General features: G+C 71.8%; 25 protein-coding genes. 9 read left to right on the top strand and 16 right to left on the bottom strand.

Going from position 1 to position 26,342, the window contains the following annotated elements:
* Positions 1-3 precede the first annotated feature (3 nt).
* Complete coding sequence (rfbD, locus tag ACVFI9_RS06390) at positions 4-855, top strand: dTDP-4-dehydrorhamnose reductase (protein WP_474765211.1); 852 nt, start codon at positions 4-6, stop codon at positions 853-855.
* A gap of 9 nt (positions 856-864) precedes the next feature.
* On the opposite strand, the gene ACVFI9_RS06385 is transcribed toward rfbD, so the two are convergent.
* The 4 genes from ACVFI9_RS06385 to purE form a co-directional block, all read right to left on the bottom strand.
* A complete protein-coding gene (locus ACVFI9_RS06385; protein ID WP_474765210.1) occupies positions 865-1,704 on the bottom strand; it encodes a glycosyltransferase in 840 nt (279 codons plus the stop codon).
* Positions 1,701-2,651, bottom strand: coding sequence for a glycosyltransferase (locus tag ACVFI9_RS06380; RefSeq protein ID WP_474765209.1), 951 nt, complete (start codon positions 2,649-2,651; stop codon positions 1,701-1,703). The genes ACVFI9_RS06385 and ACVFI9_RS06380 overlap by 4 nt, the downstream gene beginning before the upstream one ends.
* An 88-nt stretch (positions 2,652-2,739) precedes the next feature.
* A complete protein-coding gene (locus tag ACVFI9_RS06375) occupies positions 2,740-4,110 on the bottom strand; it encodes an LCP family protein (protein WP_474765208.1) in 1,371 nt (456 codons plus the stop codon).
* A complete protein-coding gene (purE, locus tag ACVFI9_RS06370) occupies positions 4,107-4,610 on the bottom strand; it encodes a 5-(carboxyamino)imidazole ribonucleotide mutase (RefSeq protein WP_474765207.1) in 504 nt (167 codons plus the stop codon). The genes ACVFI9_RS06375 and purE overlap by 4 nt, the downstream gene beginning before the upstream one ends.
* 132 nt (positions 4,611-4,742) lie before the next feature.
* Between purE and ACVFI9_RS06365 the strand changes: the two genes are divergently transcribed.
* Positions 4,743-5,882: a glycosyltransferase gene (locus ACVFI9_RS06365; RefSeq protein ID WP_474765206.1), complete on the top strand. Its 1,140-nt coding sequence runs from the start codon at positions 4,743-4,745 to the stop codon at positions 5,880-5,882.
* Between the two features lie 34 nt (positions 5,883-5,916).
* Here ACVFI9_RS06365 and ACVFI9_RS06360 read toward each other — a convergent pair whose 3' ends face one another.
* Positions 5,917-7,008 (bottom strand): 5-(carboxyamino)imidazole ribonucleotide synthase, encoded by a 1,092-nt coding sequence (locus ACVFI9_RS06360; RefSeq protein ID WP_474765205.1) that lies wholly within the window; start codon positions 7,006-7,008, stop codon positions 5,917-5,919.
* A gap of 120 nt (positions 7,009-7,128) precedes the next feature.
* Between ACVFI9_RS06360 and ACVFI9_RS06355 the strand changes: the two genes are divergently transcribed.
* The gene (locus tag ACVFI9_RS06355; protein ID WP_474765204.1) at positions 7,129-7,743 is read left to right on the top strand and encodes a GtrA family protein; all 615 of its coding nucleotides are present in this window, start codon (positions 7,129-7,131) and stop codon (positions 7,741-7,743) included.
* On the opposite strand, the gene ACVFI9_RS06350 is transcribed toward ACVFI9_RS06355, so the two are convergent.
* The 3 genes from ACVFI9_RS06350 to ACVFI9_RS06340 form a co-directional block, all read right to left on the bottom strand.
* The gene (locus ACVFI9_RS06350; protein WP_474765203.1) at positions 7,679-8,524 is read right to left on the bottom strand and encodes a DarT ssDNA thymidine ADP-ribosyltransferase family protein; all 846 of its coding nucleotides are present in this window, start codon (positions 8,522-8,524) and stop codon (positions 7,679-7,681) included. The two genes, ACVFI9_RS06355 and ACVFI9_RS06350, sit on opposite strands and share 65 nt — an antisense overlap.
* A 95-nt stretch (positions 8,525-8,619) precedes the next feature.
* Positions 8,620-9,171 carry a PH domain-containing protein gene (locus ACVFI9_RS06345; RefSeq protein WP_474765202.1) on the bottom strand — a complete coding sequence of 184 codons (552 nt, stop codon included), beginning with the start codon at positions 9,169-9,171 and terminating at the stop codon, positions 8,620-8,622.
* A gap of 7 nt (positions 9,172-9,178) precedes the next feature.
* Positions 9,179-10,024: a biotin--[acetyl-CoA-carboxylase] ligase gene (locus ACVFI9_RS06340; protein WP_474765201.1), complete on the bottom strand. Its 846-nt coding sequence runs from the start codon at positions 10,022-10,024 to the stop codon at positions 9,179-9,181.
* 110 nt (positions 10,025-10,134) lie between these two features.
* On the opposite strand from ACVFI9_RS06340, the gene ACVFI9_RS06335 reads away from it, so the two are divergent.
* The gene (locus ACVFI9_RS06335) at positions 10,135-11,733 is read left to right on the top strand and encodes an acyl-CoA carboxylase subunit beta (RefSeq protein WP_474765200.1); all 1,599 of its coding nucleotides are present in this window, start codon (positions 10,135-10,137) and stop codon (positions 11,731-11,733) included.
* Between the two features lie 8 nt (positions 11,734-11,741).
* Positions 11,742-12,011 (top strand): acyl-CoA carboxylase epsilon subunit, encoded by a 270-nt coding sequence (locus tag ACVFI9_RS06330; RefSeq protein WP_474765199.1) that lies wholly within the window; start codon positions 11,742-11,744, stop codon positions 12,009-12,011.
* Positions 12,012-12,315: 304 nt separating this feature from the next.
* Here the strand turns inward: ACVFI9_RS06330 and ACVFI9_RS06325 are convergent, their stop codons facing one another.
* The 4 genes from ACVFI9_RS06325 to ACVFI9_RS06310 are packed head-to-tail and all read right to left on the bottom strand — an operon-like array spanning position 12,316 to position 16,622.
* Positions 12,316-13,326 (bottom strand): hypothetical protein, encoded by a 1,011-nt coding sequence (locus ACVFI9_RS06325; RefSeq protein ID WP_474765198.1) that lies wholly within the window; start codon positions 13,324-13,326, stop codon positions 12,316-12,318.
* The gene (locus ACVFI9_RS06320) at positions 13,323-14,558 is read right to left on the bottom strand and encodes a sensor histidine kinase (RefSeq protein WP_474765197.1); all 1,236 of its coding nucleotides are present in this window, start codon (positions 14,556-14,558) and stop codon (positions 13,323-13,325) included. Before ACVFI9_RS06320 ends, ACVFI9_RS06325 begins: the two co-directional genes overlap by 4 nt.
* Entirely contained in the window at positions 14,545-15,231 is a 687-nt protein-coding gene (locus ACVFI9_RS06315) for a response regulator (RefSeq protein ID WP_474765196.1), read from the bottom strand. Before ACVFI9_RS06315 ends, ACVFI9_RS06320 begins: the two co-directional genes overlap by 14 nt.
* A gap of 20 nt (positions 15,232-15,251) precedes the next feature.
* Positions 15,252-16,622, bottom strand: a complete 1,371-nt coding sequence (locus tag ACVFI9_RS06310; protein ID WP_474765195.1) for a class I SAM-dependent RNA methyltransferase — start codon at positions 16,620-16,622, stop codon at positions 15,252-15,254.
* 46 nt (positions 16,623-16,668) lie between these two features.
* On the opposite strand from ACVFI9_RS06310, the gene ACVFI9_RS06305 reads away from it, so the two are divergent.
* Both ACVFI9_RS06305 and ACVFI9_RS06300 read left to right on the top strand, forming a co-directional pair.
* Positions 16,669-17,307 carry a Maf family protein gene (locus ACVFI9_RS06305; RefSeq protein WP_474765194.1) on the top strand — a complete coding sequence of 213 codons (639 nt, stop codon included), beginning with the start codon at positions 16,669-16,671 and terminating at the stop codon, positions 17,305-17,307.
* 107 nt (positions 17,308-17,414) lie between these two features.
* A complete protein-coding gene (locus ACVFI9_RS06300) occupies positions 17,415-19,193 on the top strand; it encodes an acetyl/propionyl/methylcrotonyl-CoA carboxylase subunit alpha (RefSeq protein ID WP_474765193.1) in 1,779 nt (592 codons plus the stop codon).
* Positions 19,194-19,254: 61 nt separating this feature from the next.
* Here ACVFI9_RS06300 and ACVFI9_RS06295 read toward each other — a convergent pair whose 3' ends face one another.
* A complete protein-coding gene (locus ACVFI9_RS06295) occupies positions 19,255-20,769 on the bottom strand; it encodes an APC family permease (protein ID WP_474765192.1) in 1,515 nt (504 codons plus the stop codon).
* Positions 20,770-21,493: 724 nt separating this feature from the next.
* A complete protein-coding gene (locus ACVFI9_RS06290) occupies positions 21,494-22,924 on the bottom strand; it encodes an NAD(P)H-quinone dehydrogenase (protein WP_474765191.1) in 1,431 nt (476 codons plus the stop codon).
* 85 nt (positions 22,925-23,009) lie between these two features.
* Between ACVFI9_RS06290 and ACVFI9_RS06285 the strand changes: the two genes are divergently transcribed.
* Both ACVFI9_RS06285 and ACVFI9_RS06280 read left to right on the top strand, forming a co-directional pair.
* A complete protein-coding gene (locus ACVFI9_RS06285; RefSeq protein WP_474765190.1) occupies positions 23,010-23,837 on the top strand; it encodes a purine-nucleoside phosphorylase in 828 nt (275 codons plus the stop codon).
* Between the two features lie 9 nt (positions 23,838-23,846).
* Positions 23,847-25,559 (top strand): phospho-sugar mutase, encoded by a 1,713-nt coding sequence (locus ACVFI9_RS06280; RefSeq protein ID WP_474765189.1) that lies wholly within the window; start codon positions 23,847-23,849, stop codon positions 25,557-25,559.
* 14 nt (positions 25,560-25,573) lie between these two features.
* Here the strand turns inward: ACVFI9_RS06280 and ACVFI9_RS06275 are convergent, their stop codons facing one another.
* Both ACVFI9_RS06275 and ACVFI9_RS06270 read right to left on the bottom strand, forming a co-directional pair.
* On the bottom strand, positions 25,574-25,858 hold the full coding sequence (locus tag ACVFI9_RS06275; RefSeq protein ID WP_474765188.1) for a PTS sugar transporter subunit IIB: 285 nt from the start codon (positions 25,856-25,858) through the stop codon (positions 25,574-25,576).
* The gene (locus tag ACVFI9_RS06270; protein ID WP_474765187.1) at positions 25,855-26,331 is read right to left on the bottom strand and encodes a PTS sugar transporter subunit IIA; all 477 of its coding nucleotides are present in this window, start codon (positions 26,329-26,331) and stop codon (positions 25,855-25,857) included. Before ACVFI9_RS06270 ends, ACVFI9_RS06275 begins: the two co-directional genes overlap by 4 nt.
* Positions 26,332-26,342 lie beyond the last annotated feature (11 nt).

Genomic DNA, 26,342 nt, shown 5'->3' with positions numbered 1-26,342 from the left:
CGGATGCGCATCCTGATCACGGGGGCCTCGGGGATGCTCGGAGGCGAACTGCGTCGGGCCTTCGACCATCACGACGTGACGGCGCTCGACCGAGCCGGCCTGGACGTGACCGATGCCGCGGCCGTGCTGGCGGCCGTCGCCGGCCACGACGTCGTCATCAACGCCGCCGCATACACGGCCGTCGATGCGGCGGAGACCGATGAGGACCGGGCCTTCGCGGTCAATGCGTCCGGCGCCGGCCACGTCGCCGCGGCGTGCGCCTCGCATGGTGCCCGGATGGTGCAGATCTCCACCGATTACGTGTTCGACGGCACCGCCGTCGAGGCGTATCCCGAGGATGCCCCGAGGAACCCCGTGTCGGCGTACGGGCGAACCAAGGCGGCGGGAGAGGAACTGGCCCTCGCCCGGAACCCCGGACGCACCTCCATCGTGCGGACCGCCTGGCTCTACGGCGTCGGGGGCCGGAACTTCGCCTCGACGATGCTGCGCCTGGCCGGCGAGCGCGAGACCTGGTCCGTGGTCGACGATCAGATCGGCCAGCCGACGTGGACACGGGACCTCGCCGAGAAGATCCTGGAGCTCGTGGAGCGGGACGCGCCCGGCGGCATCTATCACGGCACCAACTCCGGTCGCACGAGTTGGTACGGCTTCGCCCAGGAGATCCTCCGGGAAGCCTCGCTGGATCCTCGGCGCATCACCCCCACGACGAGCGCCGCCTTCCCGCAGGTCGCGCGGAGGCCGTCGTTCAGCGTCCTCGGCCACGACGGCTGGCGGCGGGTCGGCATCGAACCGATGCGCCACTGGCGAGCGGCCCTGCATGCCTCGGGCATCGCCAGGCAGCCCGCCGATCGCTGACCCCGCGGGTCAGTTCTCCTCGGGGGCGGAGCCCCGCGCGATGAAGCGACGGTACGCCACCTTCCGGATCGGCTCCGGCACGAAGCGGTAGAGCCCCCGCACGCCCACGTTGCGCAGGAACTCGGCACGCGTCGTGAACTTGATCCTCCGCAGCTCCCGTTGCAGCGCCAGCTCGCTGCGCCACTGCGCCCGACCCCCGCGCCGTGCGTACGCGCCCGCACCGACCCGGTACATGACCAAGGGCTCCGCGAGATTGCCCACCGCCGCGCCGGTGTCGATCATCCTGGCGAACAGCCAGTAGTCCTCCATGAGGCCGAGGACCTGGTAGCCGCCGGCGCGCTCGACCGCGCGGCGCCGGTACACGACCGTCGGATGGCTGAACGGGTCGTGGAACCGCGCGTACCGTGCGATCTCGGCCGGATCCACGCGGGGCACGCGGCGACCGACGATGGAGCCCACGTCGTCGAGGAACTCGAGCATTCCGGTGCCCACGAGGTCGAGGCCGCCCTCGATGAGGGGGACCTGCTTCGCGAAGCGCTCGGGCAGCGAGATGTCGTCGGCGTCCATCCGCGCGACGATGTCGTGATCGCTGCGTGCGAGCCCCTCGGTGAGCGCACGAGCCAGCCCGACGTTCTGCTCGATGCGGTGAAGCACCACCGGAACGGGCGACGAGGACACTGCGGCCTCGATGGCCTCCGACAACCCCTCGCCGACCGGTCCGTCCTGCACGAGGACGACCTGGTCGGGTCGCCGCGTCTGCGCCGTCACGCTCGAGGAGAACGCCTTCGCGAAGTGCGCCGGGTCATCGCCCCGATAGACGGGCATCAACAGCGTGAAGGGTTCGCTCATCGCCCCTCCGCCCGGGCGACCGCGGCGGTGACGTCGCCGAGCCCGGCGAGCGACATCGAGTTCGGGCGCGGCCGGGTGCGCATGCCGTCGCGACGGCCTCGACGCCACCCGTCGCCGAGGACCGCCCGGTCGCTCGAGCGTCGGAACGTGCGGATCCACCGCAGCACGGTGGCCGCGCCGTAGACCGCCTTCTCGAACGGGGAGAGGCTCCGCGACCTGCGGAACATCCAGAGCTTGTTCCGCACTTCGTAGTAGAACCGGGGTCCGGGATCGGCATCGGTCGATCCGAGCACGCGCGTCTTGTGCACGACGACGGAGGCCGGCACGTGCACGCCTCGGCGTCGACGGAGCACGCGGGTCGAGTACTCGAAGTCGTCGTTCCAGATGAAGTAGTCGGCGATCGGGAGGCCGACCTCGCGGACCACGTCGGCGCGGACGAGCATCGACACGAATGACGTGCTCCGCACGGGGATGCCGCCGACACGTGCAGCGGCCCGGCGTTCGGCGCGTCGCGCGAAGGGATTCGGACGCGGCGTGTTCATGGGGTGCTCGCTGCCATCCGTCCAGAGGACCCGGGAACCCGCCGCGACGAACCCGGTGCCGTCGACCGCGCCGAGGAGCGCGGCGAGCGCGCCCTCGGTGGGAACCGTGTCGTCGTCCATCAGCCACAGCCAGTCGGGCTCGTGCCGGTCGAGCGCCATCGCCATGCCTGCGGCGAATCCGCCGGCGCCGCCGGTGTTCCGCGGGAGTCGGACGAGGTCGACGAGATCGCCGGCGGCGCGGGCGACCTCGGCCGTGTCATCCGTCGATGCATTGTCGACCACGACGATGTGCGACACGGGCTCGCGCTGGGCCGCAAGCGCGTCGAGCACCTCGACCAGCAGATCGCGCCGGTTGTAGGCGACCACGACGGCGACGACGCGCGGACGCGCGGACGAAGGATTCATGTGACTCTCGGGGGGTGGACGGAGATGACACTCCATCTTGCCCTGTCACGGCGATGAGCATCTGCACGAGGCCGTGGCAGGGCATGCCTCACCCCTCGCTCGGCTCCTCGGTCGGCGGCGTGATCGCCTGGGTGATGAGCCCGCGGATGTACTCCCAGTCGGGGTCGGTCGGATCCACCCCGTTGTCGGGCACGAGCTCCACCGAGGTCACCGGCAGTTCCTTCGTCTTCATCGAGAGGTTCACGAAGTAGCCGAGCATGGACTGGGGGATGTCCGTCTTCACGGTGTCGGCTCCCGCGGAAGCCACCTCCTGGAACTTCGTGAGCACGTTCGCGGGCGTGAACTGGCGCAGGATCGCCTCCTGCAGCACCGCCTGTCGCTGCATGCGCGCGTAGTCGCCTCCGGCGACGCCGTAGCGCGCGCGGCCGTACCAGAGCGCGTGGTACCCGTCGAGGCGCTGCAGGCCCGGCTCGATCCAGCCGTCGACGCCCTCGTTGTCCTCGTCGCCGCCGATCGGGATGCGCGTCTCGACGTTGATCTCCACGCCGCCCAGCGCGTTGATGAGCTGCTCGAACCCCTGCATGTCGATGAGCACGTAGTACTGGATCTCGAGCCCGGTCACGCCCTCGGCGGCGTCGCGCATGGCCTCGATGCCGGGCTCGCTCCCCTGTGCCACGGCATCGGGGTACATCTCGGGGCTCTTCACGTCGACCTCGGTGTAGATGGAGTTGAGCTGGCAGACGTCCACCTCGCATCCGTCGATCGCGCCGTAGCCCTCGGGATAGACGTCGGCCAGCGGCGAGCCCTCGGAGAACGGTACGTACTCGAGGTCGCGGGGCAGGCCGATCGAGACCGCCTGCCCGGTGTCGGCGTCGATGCTGAGGACCCTCGTGCTGTCGGGGCGCATGCCCTCCCGATCGGGACCGGAGTCACCGCCGAGGAGCAGGATGTTGTAACGCCCGTCGACGGGCGGCTCCGTCGGGCCCGCGACGAACACCGACGAGAGGAACCCGCTCGCGGTCGTCGCGAGGTAGGCGCCGTACGCCGCCGTGCCGGAGACGGCGACCATCACGACCACCGAGAACGCCGCGACCCACGCCCGAGCCGACGGCTGCGTCTTGACCAGCCGCACGAGGCGCAGGGTGTCGAGCGTGAGGATCGCCCACAGCACCGCATAGAACACGAGCACCGCGGCGACGATCCAGAGCGTGACGGTCGTCGAGAACACCGTGTAGAGCACCGTCGGCCAGAGCAGCCAGACCACGAACCCGACGACGGCGATCGTCCAGAGCGTGAGCGTCGCTCCCAGCCCGAAGCGGCCGAGCTTCCGGTCGCCCGCGAGCACCTGCACCGAGCCCGGGATGAGGAGGTTGAGCACCACGAGCCACCACGCTCGCCGCGTCATGAACGCGCGCGACGAGAGGTCGGGGAAGCGGATCGGGCTGGCGGCGAGGGTCATCGGTTCGACTTGAGGCGTTCGTTCTTCTCCTCGACCAGGGCGGCGAGGGCGGTGGCGTAGTCGGCGAGCGCGGTGCTCAACGCGGTATCGGACGTGGCGAGGATCTTGACGGCGATGAGTCCGGCGTTGCGCGCACCGCCGATCGAGACGGTGGCGACCGGCACGCCCGCAGGCATCTGCACGATGGAGAGCAGCGAGTCGAGGCCGTCGAGTCGCGACAACGGCACGGGCACTCCGACGACCGGCAGGGTCGTGACCGAGGCGAGCATGCCGGGGAGGTGGGCGGCACCTCCGGCGCCCGCGATGATGACCTTCAGCCCGCGATCCGCCGCACCCTTGCCGTAGGCGATCATCTTCTCGGGCGTGCGGTGCGCCGACACGACCTCGACCTCGTGCGCGACGCCGAATTCCTCGAGCAGCTCGGATGCCTCGCGCATGACGTTCCAGTCGGAGTCGGAACCCATCACGACGCCGACGAGGGGGGTGGTTGCAGCGCTCACCCGACGATCTTAGAGCCGGGTCCTGTGAGAAGCCGACAGGGCGCGCACGGGTCGGGGCGAAGTGTCCACAGGGCTCAGGGCATCGTTCGAGCCGACCACTACATTGGAGGGCGGACAGGAGGCGAAACGGACATGACCACTCGACTGCGCGTCGTCGTCGACCAGCTCGTGGCCCCCGTTCCCGGTCCGGTGGGCCGCTACACCGAGGACCTCACGCGCGAACTCATCGCCTCCGCACCGCCCAGCTGCGAGGTCGCGGGCATCGTGTCCTCGTCACCGCCGACCGACTACGAGCGCATCAGGCAGATCCTGCCGGGGCTGGCCGACCTCTACCCGACCTCGCTCGCCAGGCGCGAACTCGCGGCCGCATGGCAGATCGGGCTCACGACCTCGCCGGGCGGCGGCATCATCCACTCCCCCAGCCTGTTCGCCCCGCTGCGCAAGCACGACCGCCGAGCCGGCAACCAGGTCGTCGTCACCGTGCACGACACGCTCGCGCACACGCACCCCGAGTCGCTCTCGGCCCCCGAGTCGGCCTGGCGTCGCGCGATGCTGAAGCGCGCCTGGAAGCACGCCGACGCCGTGGTCGTCTCGACGCACGCCCTCGCGGCGCGAGTCGCCGAGCAGCACGATTTCGGCGACCGGATCCGGGTGATCTCCACGGCCGCACGGTCACGGCTGCGCATCCCGTCCGATGCCGCCGAGCGCGCGGCCGCGCTCGAGCTCCCGCGCGACTACCTCGTCACGGTCGGGTCCCTCGCGCCGTACCACGGCGTCGTGGATGTGCTCGCGGCGCTCGGACGCCCCGGCATGCCCGAGCTGCCCCTCATCGTGCTCGGACCGGCAGCCTCGGGCGAACAGCAACTGCCCGCCGTCGCCGAGGCGTCCGGAACCCGGAGCGGCGTCGTCCGCTCGATCGACGACCCCTCCGACGAGGATCTCGCCGTCGTCATCGCCGGCGCGACGGCCTTCATCGCCCCGGCGCAGGAGGAGGGCGACCCGGCGACGCTGATCGAGGCCTTCACGCTCGGCACGCCGGTCATCCACGCCGACATCCCCGAGTACGTCGAGACCTCGGCGGGATCCGCCCTGTCCGTCCCGGTCGGGGTCGCGGGCGACGGCTACGTGAATCGCCTCGCGGCCGCGATCTCCACCGTGGTCACCGACGAGGCACGCGCCGAGCACCTGTCGGTGGCCGGGCAGGACCGCGCCAGGGCGTTCAGCTGGCGTGACTCGGCCGAGCGGGTCTGGCAGCTGCACGCCGACCTGTGACCACGGGCGGCGGCTCGCTCCCCGCAGAGCGCGGTCAGTCCTGGAGCACCGTCGCGGCCGCTCGGGCCTCGTAGACCACGTCGTCGAGGTTGTCGCCGATCGCGGTGACGTGGCCGACCTTCCGTCCGGGCCGCGGCTCCTTGCCGTAGTTGTGCAGCTTCACCGTCGGATGTCCCGCGAGCGCCTCGTCGTAGCGGTCGGCGAGCGTGCCCTCCTCGGGCCCGCCGAGGATGTTCACCATCACCGACCAGGGGGCGTGGCATCCGGTGCCGCCGAGCGGCAGGTCGAGCACGGCGCGCAGGTGCTGCTCGAACTGGCTCGTGGTCGAGCCGTCCATCGACCAGTGGCCGCTGTTGTGCGGGCGCATGGCGAGCTCGTTCACGAGGATGCGATCGTCGGTCGTCTCGAACAGCTCGACGGCGAGGACGCCCGTGACGCCCAGGCCCTCGGCGATCGAGATGGCCACGTCGGCCGCGACATCCGCGAGCCGTCCGGCCGACCTCGGTGCCGGCGCGATGACCTCGCTGCACACGCCACCGACCTGCACGGTCTCGACGACGGGCCATGCGGCCACCTCGCCCGAGGGGCGACGCGCGACGACCTGGGCGAGCTCACGGCGGAAGTCGACGAGCTCATCGACGAGGAGGGCCCCGCCGCGGCCGTCCTCGGCGATGGTCGTGAACCATTCGGCGACCTCGGAGGCGCCGCGCACCATGCGCACGCCCTTGCCGTCGTAGCCGCCGCGCGGGGTCTTCACGACGGCGGCACCACCGTGCTCGACGATGAAGTCGTCGAGTTCGGCGGCCGACTCGACGTGGGCCCAGTCGGGCACCGGGAGGCCGAGTTCCGAGAGCCGGCGGCGCATGAGCAGCTTGTCCTGCGCGACCTTCAGCGCGTCGGGGCCCGGATGCACCGTCACGCCCGCGTCGACGAGGGCGTGCAGCACGTCCTGGGGCACGTGCTCGTGGTCGAACGTGATGACGTCGACGTCGCGCGCGAACGCGAGCACGGTGTCGGCGTCGGTGTAGTCGCCGACCTGTGCGGCCGCGAGCGCCGCGGACATGCCCTCGCCCTCGGCGAGGACCCTGAGGTCGACGCCGAGCTCGATCGCTGCGGGAATCATCATCCGGGCAAGCTGTCCGCCGCCGATCACTCCGACCCGCACACGTTCCTCCGTTCCACCGAGGGCGCGCCCCTCGGCGCCCCGGTTCAGTCTAGGCGGGCGCTCGCGACATAGGATGTGCCGGTGACCACCGGAGCCGGCAGCGCCCTCGCCCGGCTCTGGCATGGGCTGCTGGCCTACGCGGTGAAGTTCGGCGTGGTCGGCCTCATCGGCCTCGTCATCGACGTGGCGCTCTTCAACCTGCTGCGGCTCGGCGTCTTCGGCGAGGACCACTGGGCGCAGTCGGCGATCGGCGCGAAGACGATCTCGACGTCGGTGGCCATCGTCTTCAACTGGCTCGGCAACCGGTTCTGGACGTTCCGGCGTCACCGTCGCCGGAACTACCTCCGCGAGTTCGCCGAGTACGTCATCGTGTCCCTCGGCGGCATGGCCATCGCCCTGCTCTGCCTCTGGGTGAGCCACTACCTGCTCGGCTACACGAGCATCGTCGCCGACAACATCTCGACGAACGGCGTCGGGCTCGCGCTCGGCACGGCCTTCCGCTTCCTGCTCTACCGCTACTGGGTCTTCGGCCACCACCGCTCCGACGGGCTGTCGAACCTCGCCCGGGTCGAGGAGGCGCAACGCACCATCTTCGAGGAGCCCCAGCCCCGCCCGGCGGATGCCCCGATGACTACTCCCCCGCGGACGCCGGGGTCGGCTGGAACCAGGGCGGGTACACCGCCACGCGGGTCCTGAGCCCGACCGCGTCGAGCGCCGCGCGCACGCGGTCGCGCACCCTGTCGTTGCCGACCGCGATGAGCAGCACCCGCTCGAGCGGCAGCGACTCCCGGACGAGCACCTCCGCGGAGAGCAGGCGCGACCCCTCGTCGTCCCGGTGCAGGCGCTGCAGCATGCGGAGCACGTCGGGCCACGCGGATGCCGCGCCGACGGCGCCGGTCGCGGCATCCGCGTCGGTGACGACGATCGTGCCATCGACCTCGGTGCGCGCGCCGACGGCGCCGGCCACGGAACTCACGAGGATGACGTGGTCGGCGGGCTGGCGCTCGACCGCGTCGGCGGCGAGCCGGGGATCCAACGTGCCCGTGCGCACGGCGTTCCACACGTGCGCGTCGGTCGAGAGCAGGAACGGCACGTAGTCGGCGACCACCGAGCCGTTGCCGGGCACGGGTGCGGAACGGCGGAACTCCCGGGCAGAGGGCGCGGACACGTCGACCGCGGGCGTCGCACCGGCGCGGTCGGCCAGCAGCGCACCCTCGCCGAGGATCGACGCGAGGTTGTCCACGTGCGTGACGTGGTAGATGCGCACCGTCTTGGGGTCGACCGGGGCCTCGTGGAGCGTGCGCGCGCTCGCGGCGCCCGCGACGCGACGCGCCGGCCGGGCGGGTCGTGACGCCGGGGACCCGGTCGACCTGGTCGGACGCGGCGGAGCGATCACTCGCTTCGGCTCGGGCTCGGGTGGGGGGAAGCAGATGGCGCAGAGACCGTCATCGAAACCGTGGATGCATTCGTCGGCCACGTGGAACCCTTCATCGCTCGGCACGTGCTCGAGGGCGCACGACCGAACTTCTAGGTTACGCGCTTCCGGTGGATGCCGCGGCGCTCTCGGGACACTCAGCGTCCGCGCTTGGCGACGGCACCACGGTCGGCGGGCGATCCTGCCCAGGGCGGGCCGCCGTCCGAGTGCTGCTCGCGGCCCATGAGCTCGTGCAGGGCGGCCTGCAGGCGGACGGGGTCGGGCACGTCGCGCAGGACGATCGGCTCCTGGCCGCCGTCGAGGCGCACATCGCCGGAGCCCAGCATGCGCTGGGCCCAGGAGCGGCGCACCACGACGTCGTAGCCGCGGCCGTGCCACAGTTCCTGGCGCACGCGCTGGAACACGCCGTGGCGCACGATGACGCGGCGCGTCGTGATGGTCGTGCGCCTGGTCAGCCACGCGAGGAAGGGCATCAGGCAGCCGGCGACCACCACGACGAGCGCGATGCCCGCGACGACGAGCTGCAGCCACCACTCGGCGACGACGGCCATCGCGTAGCCGGCCGCCCCGGCGACCGCGATGAGCAGCAGCGCGGGGAGGACGAGCACGCGAGCGTGGCGCCGCAGGCGGGCCACGACCTGCTCGGATGCTGCAGGCCGGCCGGCAGCCTGGCTCGCGGCTCGGCTCATACGCCCATTAATACCGCAGGTGGGTCACGTCGCCCGCCGCGACAGTCTGCGCCTCGCCGTTCCGGTCGCGCACGACGAGGCGGCCGTCGCGGTCGAGTCGCTCAGCCACGCCGTGGAGCTCGCGACCCCCCGGCAGCTCGACCCGGACCGCGGAGCCGAGGGTGCCGCAGAGCTCGGCCACGCGGGTCGCGACGCCGCTGGCCTCGGCGTCGCCGCCGTGCTCGGCGAAGGAGCGGAACAGCCCGAGGAAGCCCGTGAGGTAGTCGGCGAGCACCGCGTCGGCATCGGGCCGGCTGCCCGTCACGAGCAGGAGCGACGTCGACGTGAGGGTCGGCAGGTCATGCTCGTCGAGGGTCAGGTTGAGGCCGGCACCCACGACGACCGCGCCCGAGTCCGGCAGGAGCTCCGAGAGGATGCCGCAGATCTTGTAGTCCGAGACGAGCACGTCGTTCGGCCACTTGAGCACCACCTCGACGCCGCCGGAGCCGTCCTCCTCGTCGAGGTCGAGCCGGACGGATGCCGCGGCGTCGACGGCGCGGCGGACGGCCTCCGTCATGGCCGCACCGGCCATGAGCGGGATCCATCCGTACGCCTCGGGAGGGAACGGCCGGCCGCCCGGCAGCTCCGGCCGCAGCAGCACCGAGATCGCGAGGGTCTTGCCGGTCGGCGCCATCCAGGTGCGACCCATGCGCCCGCGGCCTCGGGTCTGGTCGTCGGTCACGATGACCGATCCGTGCGGCCACGCGGCCGCCGCTGCGCCGGTGGCCGCCGCGCGCAGGTCGTCGTTCGTCGAACCGGTGGTCGCCACGAACTCGAGGCGGGGCACGGCGGCACGGCTCAGCGGAAGCTCCATGCCGACAGTCTCCCAGTTCGGCGCGTCGCCGGAAGGCACCACGTCGTCGGCCGGATTTGTAGGAAACCGTCAACGAAGTGGGCACAAGGCGCGCCGGTAGAGTGAACGGCGTGACCGAAGCGACTGACGGCCCAGACCTCTCCACGACCGCCGGCAAGCTCGCCGACCTCAAGCAGCGCTATCACGAGGCCGTGACCGCGTCGGGCAAGGCGGCCATCGAGAAGCAGCACGCCAAGGGCAAGATGACCGCCCGCGAGCGCATCGCCGAGCTCCTCGACCCGGGCTCGTTCGTCGAGCTCGACGAGTTCGTGCGCCACCGCACGCACGCCTTCGGCATGGACGCGAAGCGGCCGTACGGCGATGCCGTGGTCACCGGCACCGGCACCATCCACGGCCGGCAGGTCGCGGTCTACTCCCAGGACTTCACGATCTTCGGCGGATCGCTCGGCGAGGTGGCCGGCGAGAAGATCATCAAGGTCATGGAGCTCGCCCTGAAGATCGGCGTGCCCATCATCGGCATCCTCGACTCGGGCGGCGCCCGCATCCAGGAGGGTGTCGTCGCGCTCGGCAAGTACGGCGAGATCTTCCGCCGCAACACGCAGGCCTCCGGCGTCATCCCGCAGATCTCCATCGTGTGCGGGCCGGCGGCGGGTGGAGCGGTCTACTCCCCCGCGCTCACCGACTTCGTCATCATGGTCGACAAGACGAGCCAGATGTTCGTCACCGGTCCCGATGTCATCAAGACCGTCACCGGCGAGGACGTGGGCATGGAGGAGCTCGGCGGCGCGCTCACCCACAACACCGTGTCGGGCGTCGCGCACTACCTCGCGAGCGACGAGTCCGACGCCCTCGACTACGCGCGCACGCTGGTCGCCTTCCTCCCCGACAACAACATGTCGGATGCCCCGGTCTACGACGCCGAGGTCGAGCTCGAGATCACCGACGGCGACCGACGGCTCAACGCGATCATCCCCGACTCGCCGAACCAGCCCTACGACATGCACACCGTCATCGAGGGCATCGTCGACCACGGCGACTTCCTCGAGGTGCAGCCGCTGTTCGCGCCGAACATCGTGGTCGGCTTCGCGCGCGTCGAGGGCCGCTCGGTCGGCATCATCGCCAACCAGCCGAGCCAGATGGCGGGCACGCTCAACATCGCGGCCGGCGAGAAGGCGTCGCGCTTCGTGCGCTTCTGCGACGCGTTCTCGATCCCCATCATCACGCTCGTCGACGTGCCGGGCTACCTGCCCGGCACCGACCAGGAGTGGACGGGCGTCATCCGACGTGGCGCGAAGCTGCTCTACGCCTACGCCGAGGCCACCGTGCCGCTCGTCACCGTGATCACCCGGAAGGCGTACGGCGGGGCGTACATCGTCATGGGTTCCAAGCAACTGGGCGCCGACATCAACCTCGCCTGGCCGACGGCCGAGATCGCGGTCATGGGCGGCCAGGGCGCGGTGAACATCCTCTACCGCGGCGAGATCAAGCGTGCCGAGGAGGCGGGCGAGGACGTCGCCGCCGTGCGCACGAAGCTCGCCAACGAGTACACCTACAACGTCGCGTCGCCGTTCCTGGCGGCCGAGCGTGGCGAGCTCGACGGCGTCATCGAACCGGCCGCCACCCGCGTCGCCGTGACGAAGGCGCTGCGAGCGCTCCGCACCAAGCGCGCGAGCCTCCCGCCGAAGAAGCACGGGAACATCCCGCTGTAGGAGCGACCATGAGCGAGACGAACAGCAGGCCCGCCGACGTGCGGTCCGACACCGGAGCTGAGGCCGACGCCCGCGCTGCCGACCTCCGCTTCCTCACCAGGAGCGTGACGCACGACGAGGCCGCGGCCGTGACCGCGGTGCTCCTCGCCGCCATCGACGAGCAGTCCGCCGAGTCATCCGTCACCGAACCGGCCCGGAACCGGTGGGTGCGCAGCGGCCGTGCGCTGCGCTCGCCGCTCGCCGTCGGCAACGGCGAATGGGCCCGCTCCGACTGCTGACGTCCCGGCGGATGTCCCCCGCACGGCGGATGTCCCCCGAACACCGCAGGGTTCCGATGCCGGTTGGCTGACGTTCCCTCGACTTCTCGAGCGGTCGGCGGCGAGGGGGACCTCGGATGTCCCCCGAAATGACGACTGCGCGAGCGGCGACGGTGCGTCAGGATGGGTACTGCAGACTCCACTGGAGTCGCCACCGTCACCGGTCGGGTAACCGGTGACCGTTGGGGGCGAGTCAGGGCGATATTCGGGTTGTCGCCGTGGCTCGGGCTTGTTGGGGGGCCGATCGTCGATCGGCCCCCCACCTTCATGTCCGGGGGATCTCCAGCCAGAACTCGACCTCGAGGTCGTCGGTGTCGTCGACCGCCGTCCCGCCGCCTGCGGGCTCGCGGAGGCCGACGACGGTGACCGCGACGGGCGAGCCCTCCGCGGCAGTGCGGGCGATGATGCGGTCGGCCCGGGAGTCGGCGATCGACTCGGCCAGCCGCGACAGCACCCGGTCGCGCGTGGGCTCGTCCAGATCGTCGATCCCGCCCTCGTCGAGGAGCATGACGACCGTGCCGCGCTCGCGAGCGCGCTGCACCTCGGTGCGCACGACATCGGTGAGGAGCATCCGCCCGCGGATCTCGTCGCGGATCGCCGCCTCGAGCATCCGGCACTCCTGGCGCTCCGCCTCGGTCAGCTCTCCGCCGCGATCCGCGATGCGGCGGAGCATGGGCGCGGCGATCCGGTTCGTCTGGGCGAGACGCATGCGCCCCTCGAACAGGTGCGCGTCCTGCGCGGCCTGCCACGCCGCCGCCTCGCGCTCGGCCTGCGCATAGCGTCGGGTCTCGCGCGCCGCCGCCGTGAGCGCCGACGTCAGCATGTGCGCGATGGCCACCCAGACGATGCTCCCGATGACACCGAGCGTGCCGAGCGAGAGCGGACCGGCCCACACGACGGTCTGCACGGCGAGCGCGAGCACGCCGAGCCAGGCGGCCACGAGCTGCCGCCGCGCCGCCGCGATGGTCATCAGAGTGCCGACGCCGGCGACGTACCAGGTCGCGTAGCCGTTGTCGGCGTCGGCGTCGAGCTGGCTCGTCACGAGCAGGGGCAGCACGATGCTCACGGCCAGGTCGAACGCCGCCAGCCAGTCGGGCATGCGCAGCTTGGTGCCCGGCCACAGGCTCGCGACCGTCGCGATCGAGTAGAGCACGAGCGCGACGACCGTCGGCCACGGCGCAGCGGGCACGTTCAGCGAGTACACGCCGAGCACCACGTGGTAGGTCGAGAACAGCGCCCCGAGCACGAGGAGCAGCCAACGGGGCACGCCGATCATGCGTCGCCCCCTGCCGCTCCTGCGGGCCACGCGACCGTCACCGTGGTGCCCTGTCCGGGGCTCGACTCGATCTCGGCGGCGCCGCCCGCGCCCGCCATCCGCTCCTCGATCGAGACCCGCAGGCCGAGGCGCTCGAGCGGCACGTCGCGACGATCGAAGCCGACGCCGTTGTCGGCGATCTCGATGACGCATCCGCCTGCGCGCACCCCGCGGATCCGGAGCTCGCGCCGCGTGCTGCGCCCGGGCTCGTCGGCGTGCTGCATGCTGTTCACCATGGCCTGCACCGCCGCGGAGTAGAGCGCGTCGACGGCTTCCACCGGAAGCTCGACGCCGCCGGCGTTCACGACCCGCACGATGAACGGCGCGGAGAACGTGGTGAGCGCGGCTCGCAGCCGGCGCACGAGCACGGGCAGTCCGACCCGCTCGAGGGCCCGCGGACCGGAGGCCCCCGCGGCAGCGAGTCGCGTGATGGCGTCCTTCGCCATCCGCGCGGCGAGCGCCCGTTCGTCGGGCGACCCCGCCGCCGCCGCCGAGAGCAGCGTCGTCAGCACGCTGTCGTGCACGAGCGCGTCGACCTTCACGCGCTCGCTCTCGGTGGCATGCTGCCGTGCGGCGACGTCGTAGCGCTCCAGCGCGGCGTCCTGTGCGCCGTCGACGGATTCGGCGGCCTGGCGGAGCATCGTGACGATGATGAGCACCGCGGCGCCGAGGATCACGGCGTACATCGCGTCGAGCACGGCGAGCAGCGGCACCGCCTCGCCTCCCGCGGGGAGCAGCCGGATGACGCCGTAGGCCGCGGGAACGACGAGCGTGTAGCCCGTCGCGGCGGGCACCGGCAGCGCCACCACGGACGCGGCCGTGGCCACCGTGCAGAGGTAGTAGAGCCACGGCGTGTCGCCCTGCAGGGCCGCCGCATCCTCGATGAGGAACGGCCACGCGGCGAGCGCGACGGCGTACAGCGCCGCGAACGCGAGCGCGGCGCCGCGCACGGCGACCTTCGCCACGCTGGCCACGGCGAGCACGACGAGCACGCCGTAGAGGATCGCCATCATGGCGGTGCCGGCGCCGTCGACGAACGCCGACGACTGCTCCAGCGCCATGGGCAGCGTCTGCGCGCCGAACACCAGCCCGAACAGCCCCAGCGCGCGTGCCGTGACCGTCTCGACCTGCGCGCGGGTGACGGCGGCTCGCTTGGTGGTGAGCCGCGGGACCCGCCACTCAGCGGCGGGCATCCCCGCCTTCGCCGTCGAGCCCCGGGAGGATGCCGTCTTCCACGGCCCTGCGGAGCAGGTCGACCTTGGTGGGGGCCGGCCTTCCGACCTCGACGTACTTGGCCCGAATGCGGTCGAGGTACTCGCGGGCCGTGGAGTGCGCGATGCCGAGCTGCATCGCCACGAGCTTGAGCGGCAGCCCCGACGCGTAGAGGTGCAGCACGTCGCGCTCGCGCCGGCCGAGCTGCGCCTTCGCGAACTCGCGGTCGGCCTCGATGGCGCTCGCCCACTCGACGTTGTTCAGGACCTCGCCCTTCGCGACCGTCGCGATCGCCGAGATCACGGTCGACATGGGCGACGCCTTCGGAATGACCCCGGCGGCGCCGGCCGCGAGCGCCTCACGCACCGCCGCGACCCGGTCGGCGATGCTGTGCACGAGCACGGCGCTGCCCGTGTCGAGCACGGCGCGCACGTTGTCGGTGACCGAGGAGCCGTCGCCGAGCGACAGGTCGAGCACCACCACGTTGCACGACGAGCCGGCGAGCGCCGCGAGCAGCTCCGGCACGTTGGCCGTCTCGGCGACGACCTCGTAGCCGGCGTCGCGGCAGGCCGCACGCAGCCCGAGCCGCACGGCCTCGTGATCGTCGACGATCGCCACGGTCGCGGCGGCATCCGTCGCATCTGCACCCGACACGCGTCCCCCTTTCCCGTCAGTCACACGATAGCGGTGAGTCTCGCCACGGCCTCGAAGTGGTGGGTGTTCGGGAACAGGTCGAACGCGCGCACCTCCATGAGCTCGTAGCCGCGATCTCGAAGGAGCCCGACGTCGCGTGCGAGCGCGACCGGATCGCACGCCACGTACACGAGCTGCCGCGGCGCGAGCTCGGCGAGCCGATCGACGACGTGACGCCCGGCACCCGAACGGGGCGGGTCGAGCACGACGGTCGCATCCCGGAGCCGGGCACGCCCACCGGCGCCGGCGTCCGTCTCGGCGACGAGGTCGTCGAGGAACCGGTCGACCCGGGCGGTGACCGCGCGTGCGCCGACCCAGTCGGCGAGGTTGGCGCCGGCGTGCTCGGTGGCCCGGGTGTCGGCCTCCACCGACGTGATGCGCACAGTGTCGCCGAAGCGGTCGCCGATCGCCGCCGCGAGGAGACCGACGCCCCCGTACAGGTCGAGGTTCGCCGCCTGGGGGTCGAACAGGTCGGGATCCACGAGCTCCTGCACGGCGCGTGTCAGGGTCGCCGCCGCACCGCGATGCACCTGCCAGAATCCGTCCCGATCGAGGCGGAACCGGCGGTCGCCGACCCGTTCCTCGATCGTCGGGCGAGCGGCTCGCGGCATCCGCTCGCTCGAGATGACGACCACCTCGGGATCGCCGACGCTCGGCGCCACGAGGTCGACGGCCCGCGCTCCGGGGAACCGCTCGGCGAGCGGCGCGATGGCCGCGAGCTCCGGCACCGCGAGGGGCACGGATGCCACGGGCACGACCGTGTGGCTGCGGGCCGCGTAGGGTCCGACCGTGCCGTCGTCGGCGACGTGCAGCCGCAGCCGGGTGCGCCACCCCGTGCCGAGCTCGACGGACGCGCCGGGCGCGAGTGACGGATCGATGGCCTCCACGGGTGCGTCGAACTCGACGCCGCCCATGCGGGCGAGCGCGTCCCGCAGCACCTCGGCCTTGAGCTCGAGCTGGCGGTCCATGACGATGTGGCCGAACTCGGCGCCGCCGGCCCGCTGCTCGGGCGCCCGGCCGACGGACGCCTCCGGCCAGACGTGCTCGCGACGGGCGGGCGATGCGCGCAGCACCTCGAGCGTCTCGGCTCGCCAGTACCGGTCGTGCTGCACGTCGATGACCTGGGCCGAGACGCGCTCTCCGGGGATCGCGTCGGCCACGAACACCACGCGGCCCTCGTGGTGCGCGACGAACACGCCGCCGTGCGCGACGCGCTCGACCTCGAGCTCGATGACGGGCCCGTCGGCGGCGATGCGGGGGCGGTGCGCCGGGCCGGCGCCCGGTCGCCCAGCACCGCGGGTCGCCCCGTGCCTTCGAGCAGCCGGGCGGCGGGGTCGACGGGGCTCAGCCATGCTTCGAGCATTCCACAGCCGGCGGCCCGAACGGCAGGATGGGGGGATGCGCCTCTACCTCGCCTCGACCTCGCCCGCACGTCTGCAGACGCTCCGGGCCGCGGGCATCGAGCCCGTCGCGATCGCCCCGGGGGTCGACGAGGAGGCGCTCGTCGCCGAGCGGGAAGCGGCATCCGGCCCGCTCGAGCCCGCCGAGCTCGTGCAACTGCTCGCTCGGGCGAAGGCCGAGGCGGTCGTCGGCGCGACCGTCGACGGCGAGCCGATCGACGGGCTCATCCTCGGCGGCGACTCCGCGTTCCTCACGGGCGGCGAGCTGCACGGCAAGCCCTACCGGCCCGAGGTCGCGAAGGCGCGCTGGCTCGAGCAGAACGGCGGCCACGGCGACCTCTGGTCCGGCCACTGGCTCATCGACCACAGGGGCGGCACGGCACGAGGCGCGGTGGGCCGCCCGGATGTCGCGACCGTGCGCTTCGCGGCGCTCGACGAGGCCGAGATCGACGCCTACATCGCGACCGAGGAGCCCCTGCTCGTCGCCGGCGCGTTCACGATCGACAGCCTGGGCGGCCCGTTCATCCGCCGCGTCGAGGGCGACCCCTCGACCGTGGTCGGACTCTCGCTCTCGACCCTCCGGGACCTCGTGCGGGAACTCGGCGTCGAGTGGCCGACGCTGTGGAACCGTCACTGAGCGCGCCTGCGCAACCGCGCGCCATTGTCGACGACCGCAAGGGTCGCGGCGCTTTTTTGTGGATGGATCCCAAAGGGGCGCTGGGGCCGAGCAATAGGGTTGAGCATATGCCGCGCATCACGAAGGTCCTCATCGCCAACCGTGGAGAGATCGCCGTACGCGTCATCCGCGCTGCTCGCGACGCCGGCATCGGCTCGGTCGCGGTGTACGCCGACCAGGATCGCGACGCCCGGCACGCCAAGCTCGCCGACGAGGCGTACGCGCTCGACGGCTCGACGAGCGCCGAGACCTACCTCGTGGTCGACAAGCTCCTCTCGGTGGCCCGTCGCTCGGGCGCCGACGCGGTGCATCCCGGCTACGGCTTCCTCGCCGAGAACCCCGACTTCGCCCGCGCCGTGATCGGGGCGGGCCTCATCTGGATCGGCCCGTCGCCCGAGGCCATCGAGCGCCTCGGCGACAAGGTCTCCGCGCGACACGTCGCCGAGAAGGTCGGTGCGCCGCTCGCCCCAGGCACGCTCAACCCGGTGGCGGATGCCTCCGAGGTGCTCGACTTCGTCGACGTGCACGGGCTCCCCGTGGCGATCAAGGCCGCCTTCGGCGGCGGCGGGCGCGGCCTCAAGGTCGCCCGCACCCGCGAGGAGGTGCCCGAGCTCTTCGACTCGGCCACCCGCGAGGCCGTCGCCGCCTTCGGCCGCGGCGAGTGCTTCGTCGAGAAGTACCTCGACAAGCCGCGACACGTCGAGACCCAGTGCCTCGCCGACGAGCACGGCAACGTCGTCGTGGTCTCGACGCGCGACTGCTCGCTGCAGCGCCGTCACCAGAAGCTCGTCGAGGAAGCGCCCGCTCCGTTCCTCACCGAGGAGCAGAACCGCCTGCTCTACGACGCATCCAAGGCGATCCTGCGCGAGGTCGGCTATGTCGGCGCCGGCACGTGCGAGTTCCTCATCGGCCAGGACGGCACGGTCTCGTTCCTCGAGGTGAACACGCGCCTCCAGGTCGAGCACCCCGTCTCCGAGGAGGTCACGGGCCTCGATCTCGTGCGCGAACAGTTCCGCCTCGCCGAGGGCGGCGTGCTCGACTACCCCGACCCCGTGACCAACGGCCACTCGATCGAGTTCCGCATCAACGGTGAAGACCCGGGGCGGGGCTTCCTTCCGGCCCCGGGCCCCGTGCACCAGCTGCGCTTCCCCGGCGGGCCCGGCATCCGCATCGACTCGGGCGTGACCACTGGCGACGAGATCTCGGGTGCGTTCGACTCGCTGCTCGCGAAGCTCATCGTGACCGGCGCGACCCGCAAGGACGCCCTCGAGCGCGCCCGCCGGGCCCTCGACGAGTTCGAGATCGCCGGGCTGCCGACCGTGCTGCCGTTCCACCGCGACATCGTGCGGCACGCCGCGTTCGCACCAGAGGGCGACGAGCCCTTCTCGGTCTACACGCGCTGGATCGAGACCGAGTACGACAACGGCCTCGAGCCGTGGTCGGGCGAGATCGCCGAGACGAGCGGTCCCGCCGCCCGCACGGGCGTCGTCGTCGAGGTCGGCGGCCGCCGCATCGAGGTGACGCTGCCGAAGCGGCTCGTGGGCGGGGCATCCGCCGATCGCACCGCGGGCCCCGCGCCGCGCCGCCGTGCGGCCCACCACGCCGTCGACACCGCGACCGGCGACGCCGTCAAGGCGCCCATGCAGGCGACCGTCGTGAAGGTCGCGGTGGCCGAGGGCGACAAGGTCGTCAAGGGCGACCTCGTGCTCGTGCTCGAGGCCATGAAGATGGAGCAGCCGATCCTCGCCCACAAGGACGGCGTCGTCGGGCTCGTGAACGCCGAGGCCGGCGCCACGGTCTCGAGCGGGCACCTGCTGCTCGCCATCACCGACGCGCCGGCGGCCTGACACCGGCGGTCGGCGGGTCGGTGGCGGCTCCGGCCGCCGGGCCCGCGCCTGCGGCGGGGCTTCAGTCGAGCGGCGGAGCACCCTGCGGGGTCGGCAGCTCCACCTCGCTGACCGGCTCGCCGGCGAGCCGCGAGCGACGTCGTCCGTAGAGCAGGTAGATCACGAGGCCGATCGCGAGCCACACGAGGAAGCGCACCCAGGTGAGCGTCGTGAGGTTCAGCATCAGCCAGAGGCACAGCGCCGCGGACAGGATCGGCAGCACCGGCGACCACGGCACGCGGAACCCGCGCGGGAGGTCGGGACGCGTGCGTCGGAGCACGACGATGCCGATGCTCACGAGCACGAACGCCGAGAGCGTGCCGATGTTGATCATCTCCTCGAGCAGCCCCACGTCGGTGAACGCCGCGACGACGGCCACGAGGAGTCCGCCGATGATCTGGATGCGGGCCGGCGTCTTGGTGTGCTCGGTCGTCTTCGAGAGCCACCGCGGCAGGAGGCCGTCGCGGCTCAGGGCGAAGACGATGCGCGCCTGGCCGAGCAGGAGCACCATGATGACCGTGGTCAGTCCCGCGAGCGCGCCGACCGAGATCACGGCCGCGGCCCAATCCTGCCCGACCAGCCGGAACGCGGTCGCGAGCGACGGCGCCTCCTCCTCGGCGAGCTCGCGATACGACACCATCCCCGTCATCACGATCGACACCAGCACGTACAGCGCGGTGACGATGCCGAGGCCGAGGAAGATGCCGCGCGGCAGCCGCCTCTGCGGGTCCCGCACCTCCTCGGCGCTCGTCGCGACCACGTCGAACCCGATGAAGGCGAAGAACACGAGCGCGGCGGCGGCGAGCATCCCGAAGACGCCGTACTGCGCGGGCGCGGCACCCGTGGCCCACGAGAACAACGACTGCGTCCAGGCATCCTGCGAGCCGCCGTCGCCGGGCTCCGCCGGCGGGATGAACGGGACGAAGTTGGCGGCGCTGACGAAGAAGAACCCGACGACGATGACGAACAGCACGATGCCGACCTTGATCAGCGTGAACACGGCACCGACCCGGGAGGTCAGCTTCGTGCCCGCCACGAGCAGCGCGGTGAAGATCGCGACGACGAGGAACGCCGGCCAGCTCACCTCGACCCCGCCGAGGGTGATGGTCGCGGGGAACGGCAGGCCGACCGCCAGCAGCGCCTCGCCGAGGTAGACGCCCCAGTACTTCGCGATCACCGCCGACGCGGTGAACATCTCGAGGATGAGGTCCCACCCGATGATCCAGGCGAGGAGCTCGCCCATGGTGGCGTAGGTGAAGGTGTATGCGCTCCCCGCGACGGGAACGGTCGAGGCGAACTCGGCATAGCACATGATCGCGAGGCCGCACGTGATCCCCGCGAGCACGAACGAGAGGATGACGCTCGGCCCGGCGAAGTTCGCGGCCGCGTTGGCGCCGACCGAGAAGATGCCGGCGCCGATGGCGACGGCGATGCCCATGAGGGCGAGATCCCACGTGCCGAGCGAGCGCCGCAGGCTCCGCTCCCGATCGGACGAGTCGGCGATCGACGCCTCCACCGACTTCACGCGCCAGTCCATGACGACCCCCCTCCGGCGCCAGGCCGCCGCGCTCCCCCGCGCGGTCGCCTGATTCCCGGAACCTACTCGCCACACGTCCGCGCCGTCAATCGCCGCTCCCACCTCCTCCCCCATCCAGCCCCCCCATCCAGAATTCAGGAAGGCGGGCTGCAGGGCCGCCTGTTCCCTGTGGGATCCCCCACGCAGAATTCAGGTGCGCGGGCGAGTGAGCTGCGCACGTCGTTGAAAATGTGCGCTGACGGGGCATCCGCAGACCCGTGCTCCTGAATTCTGCTCGAGCGGCCGCGGGTGAGGATGGCTCGGCGGTGTGCCGACTTCCTGAATTCTGCTCGTCGCGTCGCATGGCTGATGGCGTCGACGCGAGGGACGTGCGTCCTCAGGCGGCGTGCGAGCGTGCGCGAACCGCGTTCCGCAGCTCCGGCCGTGGCCCCGCCGGAACGCGCGACTCCCCCGCTGAACGGTGAGACGGCCCTCCGGGGGCCGATTCGTCCGCAGGCGCGACGCGTTGCGTGACAACGAGACATGCACGCTCGTCACGTCGACCCCGTCCCAGATGCCGTACGACTTCGTCGCGCTGAGACATCCGAGCCTGCCACCGAGTCGAACGGCAGCCGGGCTTGCCACGTCAGGTGGCAGCCATCCGCAATTCAGGATTGCCTGCGGCGGGGGCATCCGGTCGACACTGCCGGCTCGTGCAGAATTCAGGAGCGCGCGAGGAGCAGCGTCAGCGGACGATGTGCATCGCCCTCGCCGCATCCGTCAGCGAGCCCGTGAGCGACGGGTAGACGGGGAACGCCTCGGCGAACTGGTCGACGGTGAGCCGGTGCTCGATCGCGAGCGCGAGCGGGAAGATGAGCTCCGAGGCCTTCGGCGCGACGATGACGCCGCCGATGATGGCGCCCGATCCGTTCGATGCGAACAGCTTCACGAAGCCGTCGCGGATCTCCATCATCTTCGCGCGCGGGTTCGAGACGAGCGGCAGCTTGTAGATCACGCCCGGCACCACGCCCTCCTCGATGTCCTTCTGCGTCCAGCCGACGGTCGCGATCTCGGGCTGCGTGAAGATGTTCGAGGTGATGTTGCGCTCTTCGGGCGGGTTCACGAGGTCGCCCATCGCGTGGAACACCGCGGTGCGCCCCTGCATCGACGCCACCGACGCGAGCGGGATGTAGGTCGTGCAGTCGCCCGCCGCGTAGATGTTCGGCATCGACGTGCGTGCGACGCGGTTCACCCGGATGTGCCCGCTCTCGGTGAGCTGCACCCCGGCGTCCTCCAAGCCGATGTCGCGCGTGTTCGGCACCGAACCGACCGCCATCAGGCAGTGGCTGCCGCGCACCTCGCGCCCGTCGGAGAGCGTCGCGACGACCGAGTCGCCGTCGCGCACGACCGACGCCGCGCGCGACTTGTTGAGCACCTTCATGCCGTTGCGCTTGAAGACCTTCTCGATGACGGATGCCGCGTCGGCGTCTTCGCCCGGCAGCACCTGGTCGCGGCTCGAGATGAGCGTGACCTTCGCGCCGAGGGCCCGGTAGGCGGAGGCGAACTCCGCGCCCGTGACGCCCGAGCCGACCACGATGAGGTGCTCGGGGATCTCGGGCAGGTCGTAGACCTGCTTCCACGTGAGGATGCGCTCGCCGTCGGGCACCGCCGTGGGCAGCACTCGCGGCGTCGCACCGACCGAGAGCACGATCGTGTCGGCCTCGATGCGGTCGAAGTCGGTGCCCCCCTTCGCGGTCGACACGATGATGGCGTTCGAACCGTCGAGCCGCCCCTCGCCCTGCACGAGTCGCACGCCCGCGTCGAGCAGGTTCGAGCGCATGTCCTCCGACTGCTGGGCGGCGAGGCCGAGGAGCCGCTTGTTGACCGCGGCGAGGTTGATCGCCACGTCGGGCTTCACGGCCTTGTCGTGGGCGCCCTTCGCATAGAACTGCACGCCGAGGTCGGCGGCCTCCTTCACCGCGTTGGAGGCCTCGGCGGTGGCGATGAGCGACTTCGAGGGCACCACGTCGGTGAGCACGGCCGAACCACCGACACCCGCTCGCTCGACGAGGGTGACCTCGGCGCCGAGTTGTGCGCCCGCGAGCGCCGCTTCGTAGCCGCCCGGCCCACCTCCGAGGACGGCGATGCGTTGCGTGCGCTCGAACTCGTAGGCCATGCTCACATTCTGTCGCATGCGGCTCCGACGCCCGCACACGAGCGGCGGCTGCCGCGGCATCCGCGTCCCTCATTAGAGTGGTGGGATGCATTCCGCCAACCCCCTCGACGACCCCACCGCAGATCCCTTCGCCGTCGCCGCCGAGGCCGCCGCGAAGATCGCCGAGATCACCGGCGTCGCTCGCCACGACCTGGCCCTCACCCTCGGCAGCGGCTGGGGCCGTGCGGCCGATCTCATCGGCGAGACGACGCACACGTTCCCGGCGACCGAGGTGCCCGGCTTCTCGGCACCCGCGCTCGAGGGACACGGTGGCACGCTCCGGTCGATCGCCCTGCCGAGCGGCAAGCGCGCCCTCGTCATCGGCGCCCGCACCCACTTCTACGAGGGCCACGGCGTGCGGCGCGTGGTGCACTCGGTGCGCACCGCCGCGGCCGCCGGAGCCACGACGATGATCCTCACGAACGGCGCCGGCGGCATCAAGGATCACTGGAAACCGGGCACCCCCGTTCTCATCAGCGACCACATCAACCTCACCGCCGCGTCACCGCTCGAGGGCGCCACGTTCGTCGACCTCACCGACCTGTATTCATCTCGACTGCGCGACCTGGCTCGCTCGATCGACCCCACCCTCGACGAGGGCGTGTACGTGCAGTTCCGCGGGCCGCACTACGAGACGCCCGCCGAGGTGCAGATGGCGAAGACCATCGGCGGCCACATCGTCGGCATGTCCACCGCGCTCGAGGCGATCGCGGCGCGCCAGGCGGGCATGGAGGTGCTCGGCATGTCGCTCGTCACGAACCTCGCCGCCGGCATCCAGCAGACCCCGCTCAGCCACGGCGAGGTGCTCGAGGCGGGCCGGGCGGCCGAGCCCGTGATCTCGGCCCTGCTCGCGAAGATCGTCGACCAGCTCTGAGGAGACCGGATGTCGCAGCCGAACCCCGTCGCCACCGAACGCATCTCCCTCGCCGAGGCGTGGATCGCGCAAGACCCCGACCCCGAGACCCGGGCGGAGCTCGCGGCGCTCGTGGAGGCCGCCCGCACCGGCGACCCACTGGCATCCGACGACCTCGCCGACCGCTTCGACTCGCGGCTCGCGTTCGGCACCGCGGGCCTCCGCGGCGAGATCGCCGCGGGGCCGAACCGGATGAACCGGGTGCTCGTCGCCCAGGCCGCCGCGGGCCTCGCCGCCTACCTGGTCGAGCACGCCGCACCGGGCACCACCCCGTCGGTCGTGATCGGCTACGACGGCCGCAAGAACTCGTCGGTCTTCGCGCGCGACTCGGCCGAGATCATGGCGGGCGCGGGCGTGCGTGCCGTGCTCCTGCCGCGCATGCTGCCGACGCCGGTGCTCGCGTTCGCGGTGCGGCACCTCGACACCTCGGCGGGAGTCATGGTCACCGCGTCCCACAACCCGCCGAACGACAACGGCTACAAGGTCTACCTCGGCGGCCCCGACCACGGATCGCAGATCGTCGCCCCGGCCGACGCCGAGATCGCCGCGCACATCCTGCGGGTGGCCGAGGCGACGACCGTGCCCGACCTTCCGCGCGGCGCGTTCGAGACCGCACCCGAGGCAGTGGTCGACGAGTACGTCCGGCAGACGGCCGAGGTGGCGGATGCCCCGACCGCCCAGCCACGGGTCGTCTACACGGCCATGCACGGCGTCGGCTGGGAGACGACGGCGCGCGTGCTCGAGACCGCTGGGTTCGAGGCCCCGGCCGTCGTCGACGAGCAGATCGCCCCCGATCCCGCGTTCCCGACCGTCGCGTTCCCCAATCCCGAGGAGCCCGGCGCCATGGACCTCAGTTTCGCGCACGCCCGCGAGGCCGGCGCGGAGCTCGTCATCGCCAACGATCCCGACGCCGACCGGCTCGCGATCGCGATCCCCGAGGCCGGGGCGGCTGCAGGATACCGGCGCCTCACGGGCAACGAGGTCGGGCTCCTCCTCGGCTGGCGGGCCGCACGACGCGCCGCTGCGACGGCCGCCGGCGAAGGCGGTCCGAACGGAACGCTCGCCTGCTCGATCGTGTCGTCGCCCGGCCTCGAGGCCGTGGCGGCGGCGCACGGACTCGACTTCCGGGCCACGCTCACGGGCTTCAAGTGGATCTCGCGGGCCCCGGCACTCGTGTTCGGCTTCGAGGAGGCGCTCGGCTACCTCGTGAATCCCGAGACCGTGCGCGACAAGGACGGCATCTCGGCCGCCGTCGCGTTCCTCTCCCTCGCCGCCGAGCTCAAGGCTCAGGGCAAGACGGTCGCCGACCATCTCGACGAGTTCATCGAGCGGTTCGGATGCTACGCCTCCGCGCAGATCTCGCTGCGCGTGACCGATCTCTCGCGCATCGGCGAGATCATGGCGCGCCTGCGGGCCGAGCCGCCGGCCGCCGTCGACGGCATCCGGGTCGAGCGCATCGAGGACCTCGCGGGGGGCTTCGGGGCGCTGCCGCCGTCCGACGTGCTGCGCCTCGTGCTCGAGGGCGGCGGCCGGGTGATGGTGCGACCGAGCGGCACCGAGCCGAAGCTCAAGGTCTACCTCGACGCGGTCGGAACCGAGGGATCGGTCGCGGAGCGCCGCGGCGCGGCATCCGCCGCGGTCGCCCGTCTCGAGGCCGGCATGCGGGAGCTCATCGGGGAGTGATCGACCCGGATGATTCAGCCGAGCGATGCCTCGAGCTTGGCGCCGATCTCGTCGACGTCGAAGTAGTTCACGACCTCGACGACCTCGGCGAAGCTGCGTCCGATGGCCGCGCGCACCGCCGCGGCGAGCTCGGTCGACGTGAGGATCACCTGAGCGTCGGCCGCGGCATCCGCGACGTGCTCGAGGTCGCTCGCACTCACGTCGGCCGTGAGCCCGAGCCGCGACAGCGCGCGCTCGGCGTTGACCTGCAGGATGGCCGAGGTGCCGATGCCGGCACCGCAGACCGCGACGATCCTCATGCGTCGACCGCGCGGCGCACGTCACCGTCGTCGAGGCCGAGGAGTTCGCGCACCTCGCCGGGCGTGGTGGCACGTGCGATACGCCCGACGATGCGCTGGTCGTTGAACGCGTTCGCGAGACGGGCGACCGAGGCCACATGCTCCTCCGCGCTGGACACCGCGAGCCCCACGATCACGCGGACGGGGTCGTTGTGCGGATGTCCGAACGCCACGGGCTTCGCGAGCGTGACGATGGCGAGTCCCTCGTGCCGCACGTCGGGACCGGGGCGCGCATGCGCGAGCGCGAGGCCGGGCGCGATCACCACGTAGGCCCCGAACTCCTCGATCACGGCGATCATGCGCTCGGCGTACTCGGCTCGGGTGGCGCCGGAGCGGACGAGCGCCCGGCCGACCTCGCGCACGGCGGCGCGCCAGTCGGCGGGACGCGCGCCGAGCACCACGGCGTTGTCGGGAAGCGGCGGGAGGGGGGTCATGCGGATCCGAT

The sequence above is a fragment of the Agromyces sp. NSFZ genome, from assembly GCF_056156205.1.
This window is presented reverse-complemented; position numbering and strand designations above follow the sequence as displayed.

Coding starts and splice junctions, on each gene's coding strand:
- ACVFI9_RS06305 (WP_474765194.1), top strand. CDS start 16,669: ATGCGCCTCTACCTCGCCTCGACCTCGCCCGCACGTCTGCAGACGCTC.
- rfbD (WP_474765211.1), top strand. CDS start 4: ATGCGCATCCTGATCACGGGGGCCTCGGGGATGCTCGGAGGCGAACTG.
- ACVFI9_RS06285 (WP_474765190.1), top strand. CDS start 23,010: ATGCATTCCGCCAACCCCCTCGACGACCCCACCGCAGATCCCTTCGCC.
- ACVFI9_RS06290 (WP_474765191.1), bottom strand. CDS start 22,924: ATGGCCTACGAGTTCGAGCGCACGCAACGCATCGCCGTCCTCGGAGGT.
- ACVFI9_RS06270 (WP_474765187.1), bottom strand. CDS start 26,331: ATGACCCCCCTCCCGCCGCTTCCCGACAACGCCGTGGTGCTCGGCGCG.
- ACVFI9_RS06375 (WP_474765208.1), bottom strand. CDS start 4,110: ATGACCCTCGCCGCCAGCCCGATCCGCTTCCCCGACCTCTCGTCGCGC.
- ACVFI9_RS06300 (WP_474765193.1), top strand. CDS start 17,415: ATGCCGCGCATCACGAAGGTCCTCATCGCCAACCGTGGAGAGATCGCC.
- ACVFI9_RS06310 (WP_474765195.1), bottom strand. CDS start 16,622: ATGGCTGAGCCCCGTCGACCCCGCCGCCCGGCTGCTCGAAGGCACGGG.
- ACVFI9_RS06385 (WP_474765210.1), bottom strand. CDS start 1,704: ATGAGCGAACCCTTCACGCTGTTGATGCCCGTCTATCGGGGCGATGAC.
- ACVFI9_RS06295 (WP_474765192.1), bottom strand. CDS start 20,769: ATGGACTGGCGCGTGAAGTCGGTGGAGGCGTCGATCGCCGACTCGTCC.
- ACVFI9_RS06360 (WP_474765205.1), bottom strand. CDS start 7,008: ATGATGATTCCCGCAGCGATCGAGCTCGGCGTCGACCTCAGGGTCCTC.
- ACVFI9_RS06325 (WP_474765198.1), bottom strand. CDS start 13,326: ATGATCGGCGTGCCCCGTTGGCTGCTCCTCGTGCTCGGGGCGCTGTTC.
- ACVFI9_RS06340 (WP_474765201.1), bottom strand. CDS start 10,024: ATGGAGCTTCCGCTGAGCCGTGCCGCCGTGCCCCGCCTCGAGTTCGTG.
- ACVFI9_RS06275 (WP_474765188.1), bottom strand. CDS start 25,858: ATGAGGATCGTCGCGGTCTGCGGTGCCGGCATCGGCACCTCGGCCATC.
- ACVFI9_RS06380 (WP_474765209.1), bottom strand. CDS start 2,651: ATGAATCCTTCGTCCGCGCGTCCGCGCGTCGTCGCCGTCGTGGTCGCC.
- ACVFI9_RS06280 (WP_474765189.1), top strand. CDS start 23,847: ATGTCGCAGCCGAACCCCGTCGCCACCGAACGCATCTCCCTCGCCGAG.
- ACVFI9_RS06345 (WP_474765202.1), bottom strand. CDS start 9,171: ATGAGCCGAGCCGCGAGCCAGGCTGCCGGCCGGCCTGCAGCATCCGAG.
- ACVFI9_RS06320 (WP_474765197.1), bottom strand. CDS start 14,558: ATGCCCGCCGCTGAGTGGCGGGTCCCGCGGCTCACCACCAAGCGAGCC.
- ACVFI9_RS06330 (WP_474765199.1), top strand. CDS start 11,742: ATGAGCGAGACGAACAGCAGGCCCGCCGACGTGCGGTCCGACACCGGA.
- ACVFI9_RS06365 (WP_474765206.1), top strand. CDS start 4,743: ATGACCACTCGACTGCGCGTCGTCGTCGACCAGCTCGTGGCCCCCGTT.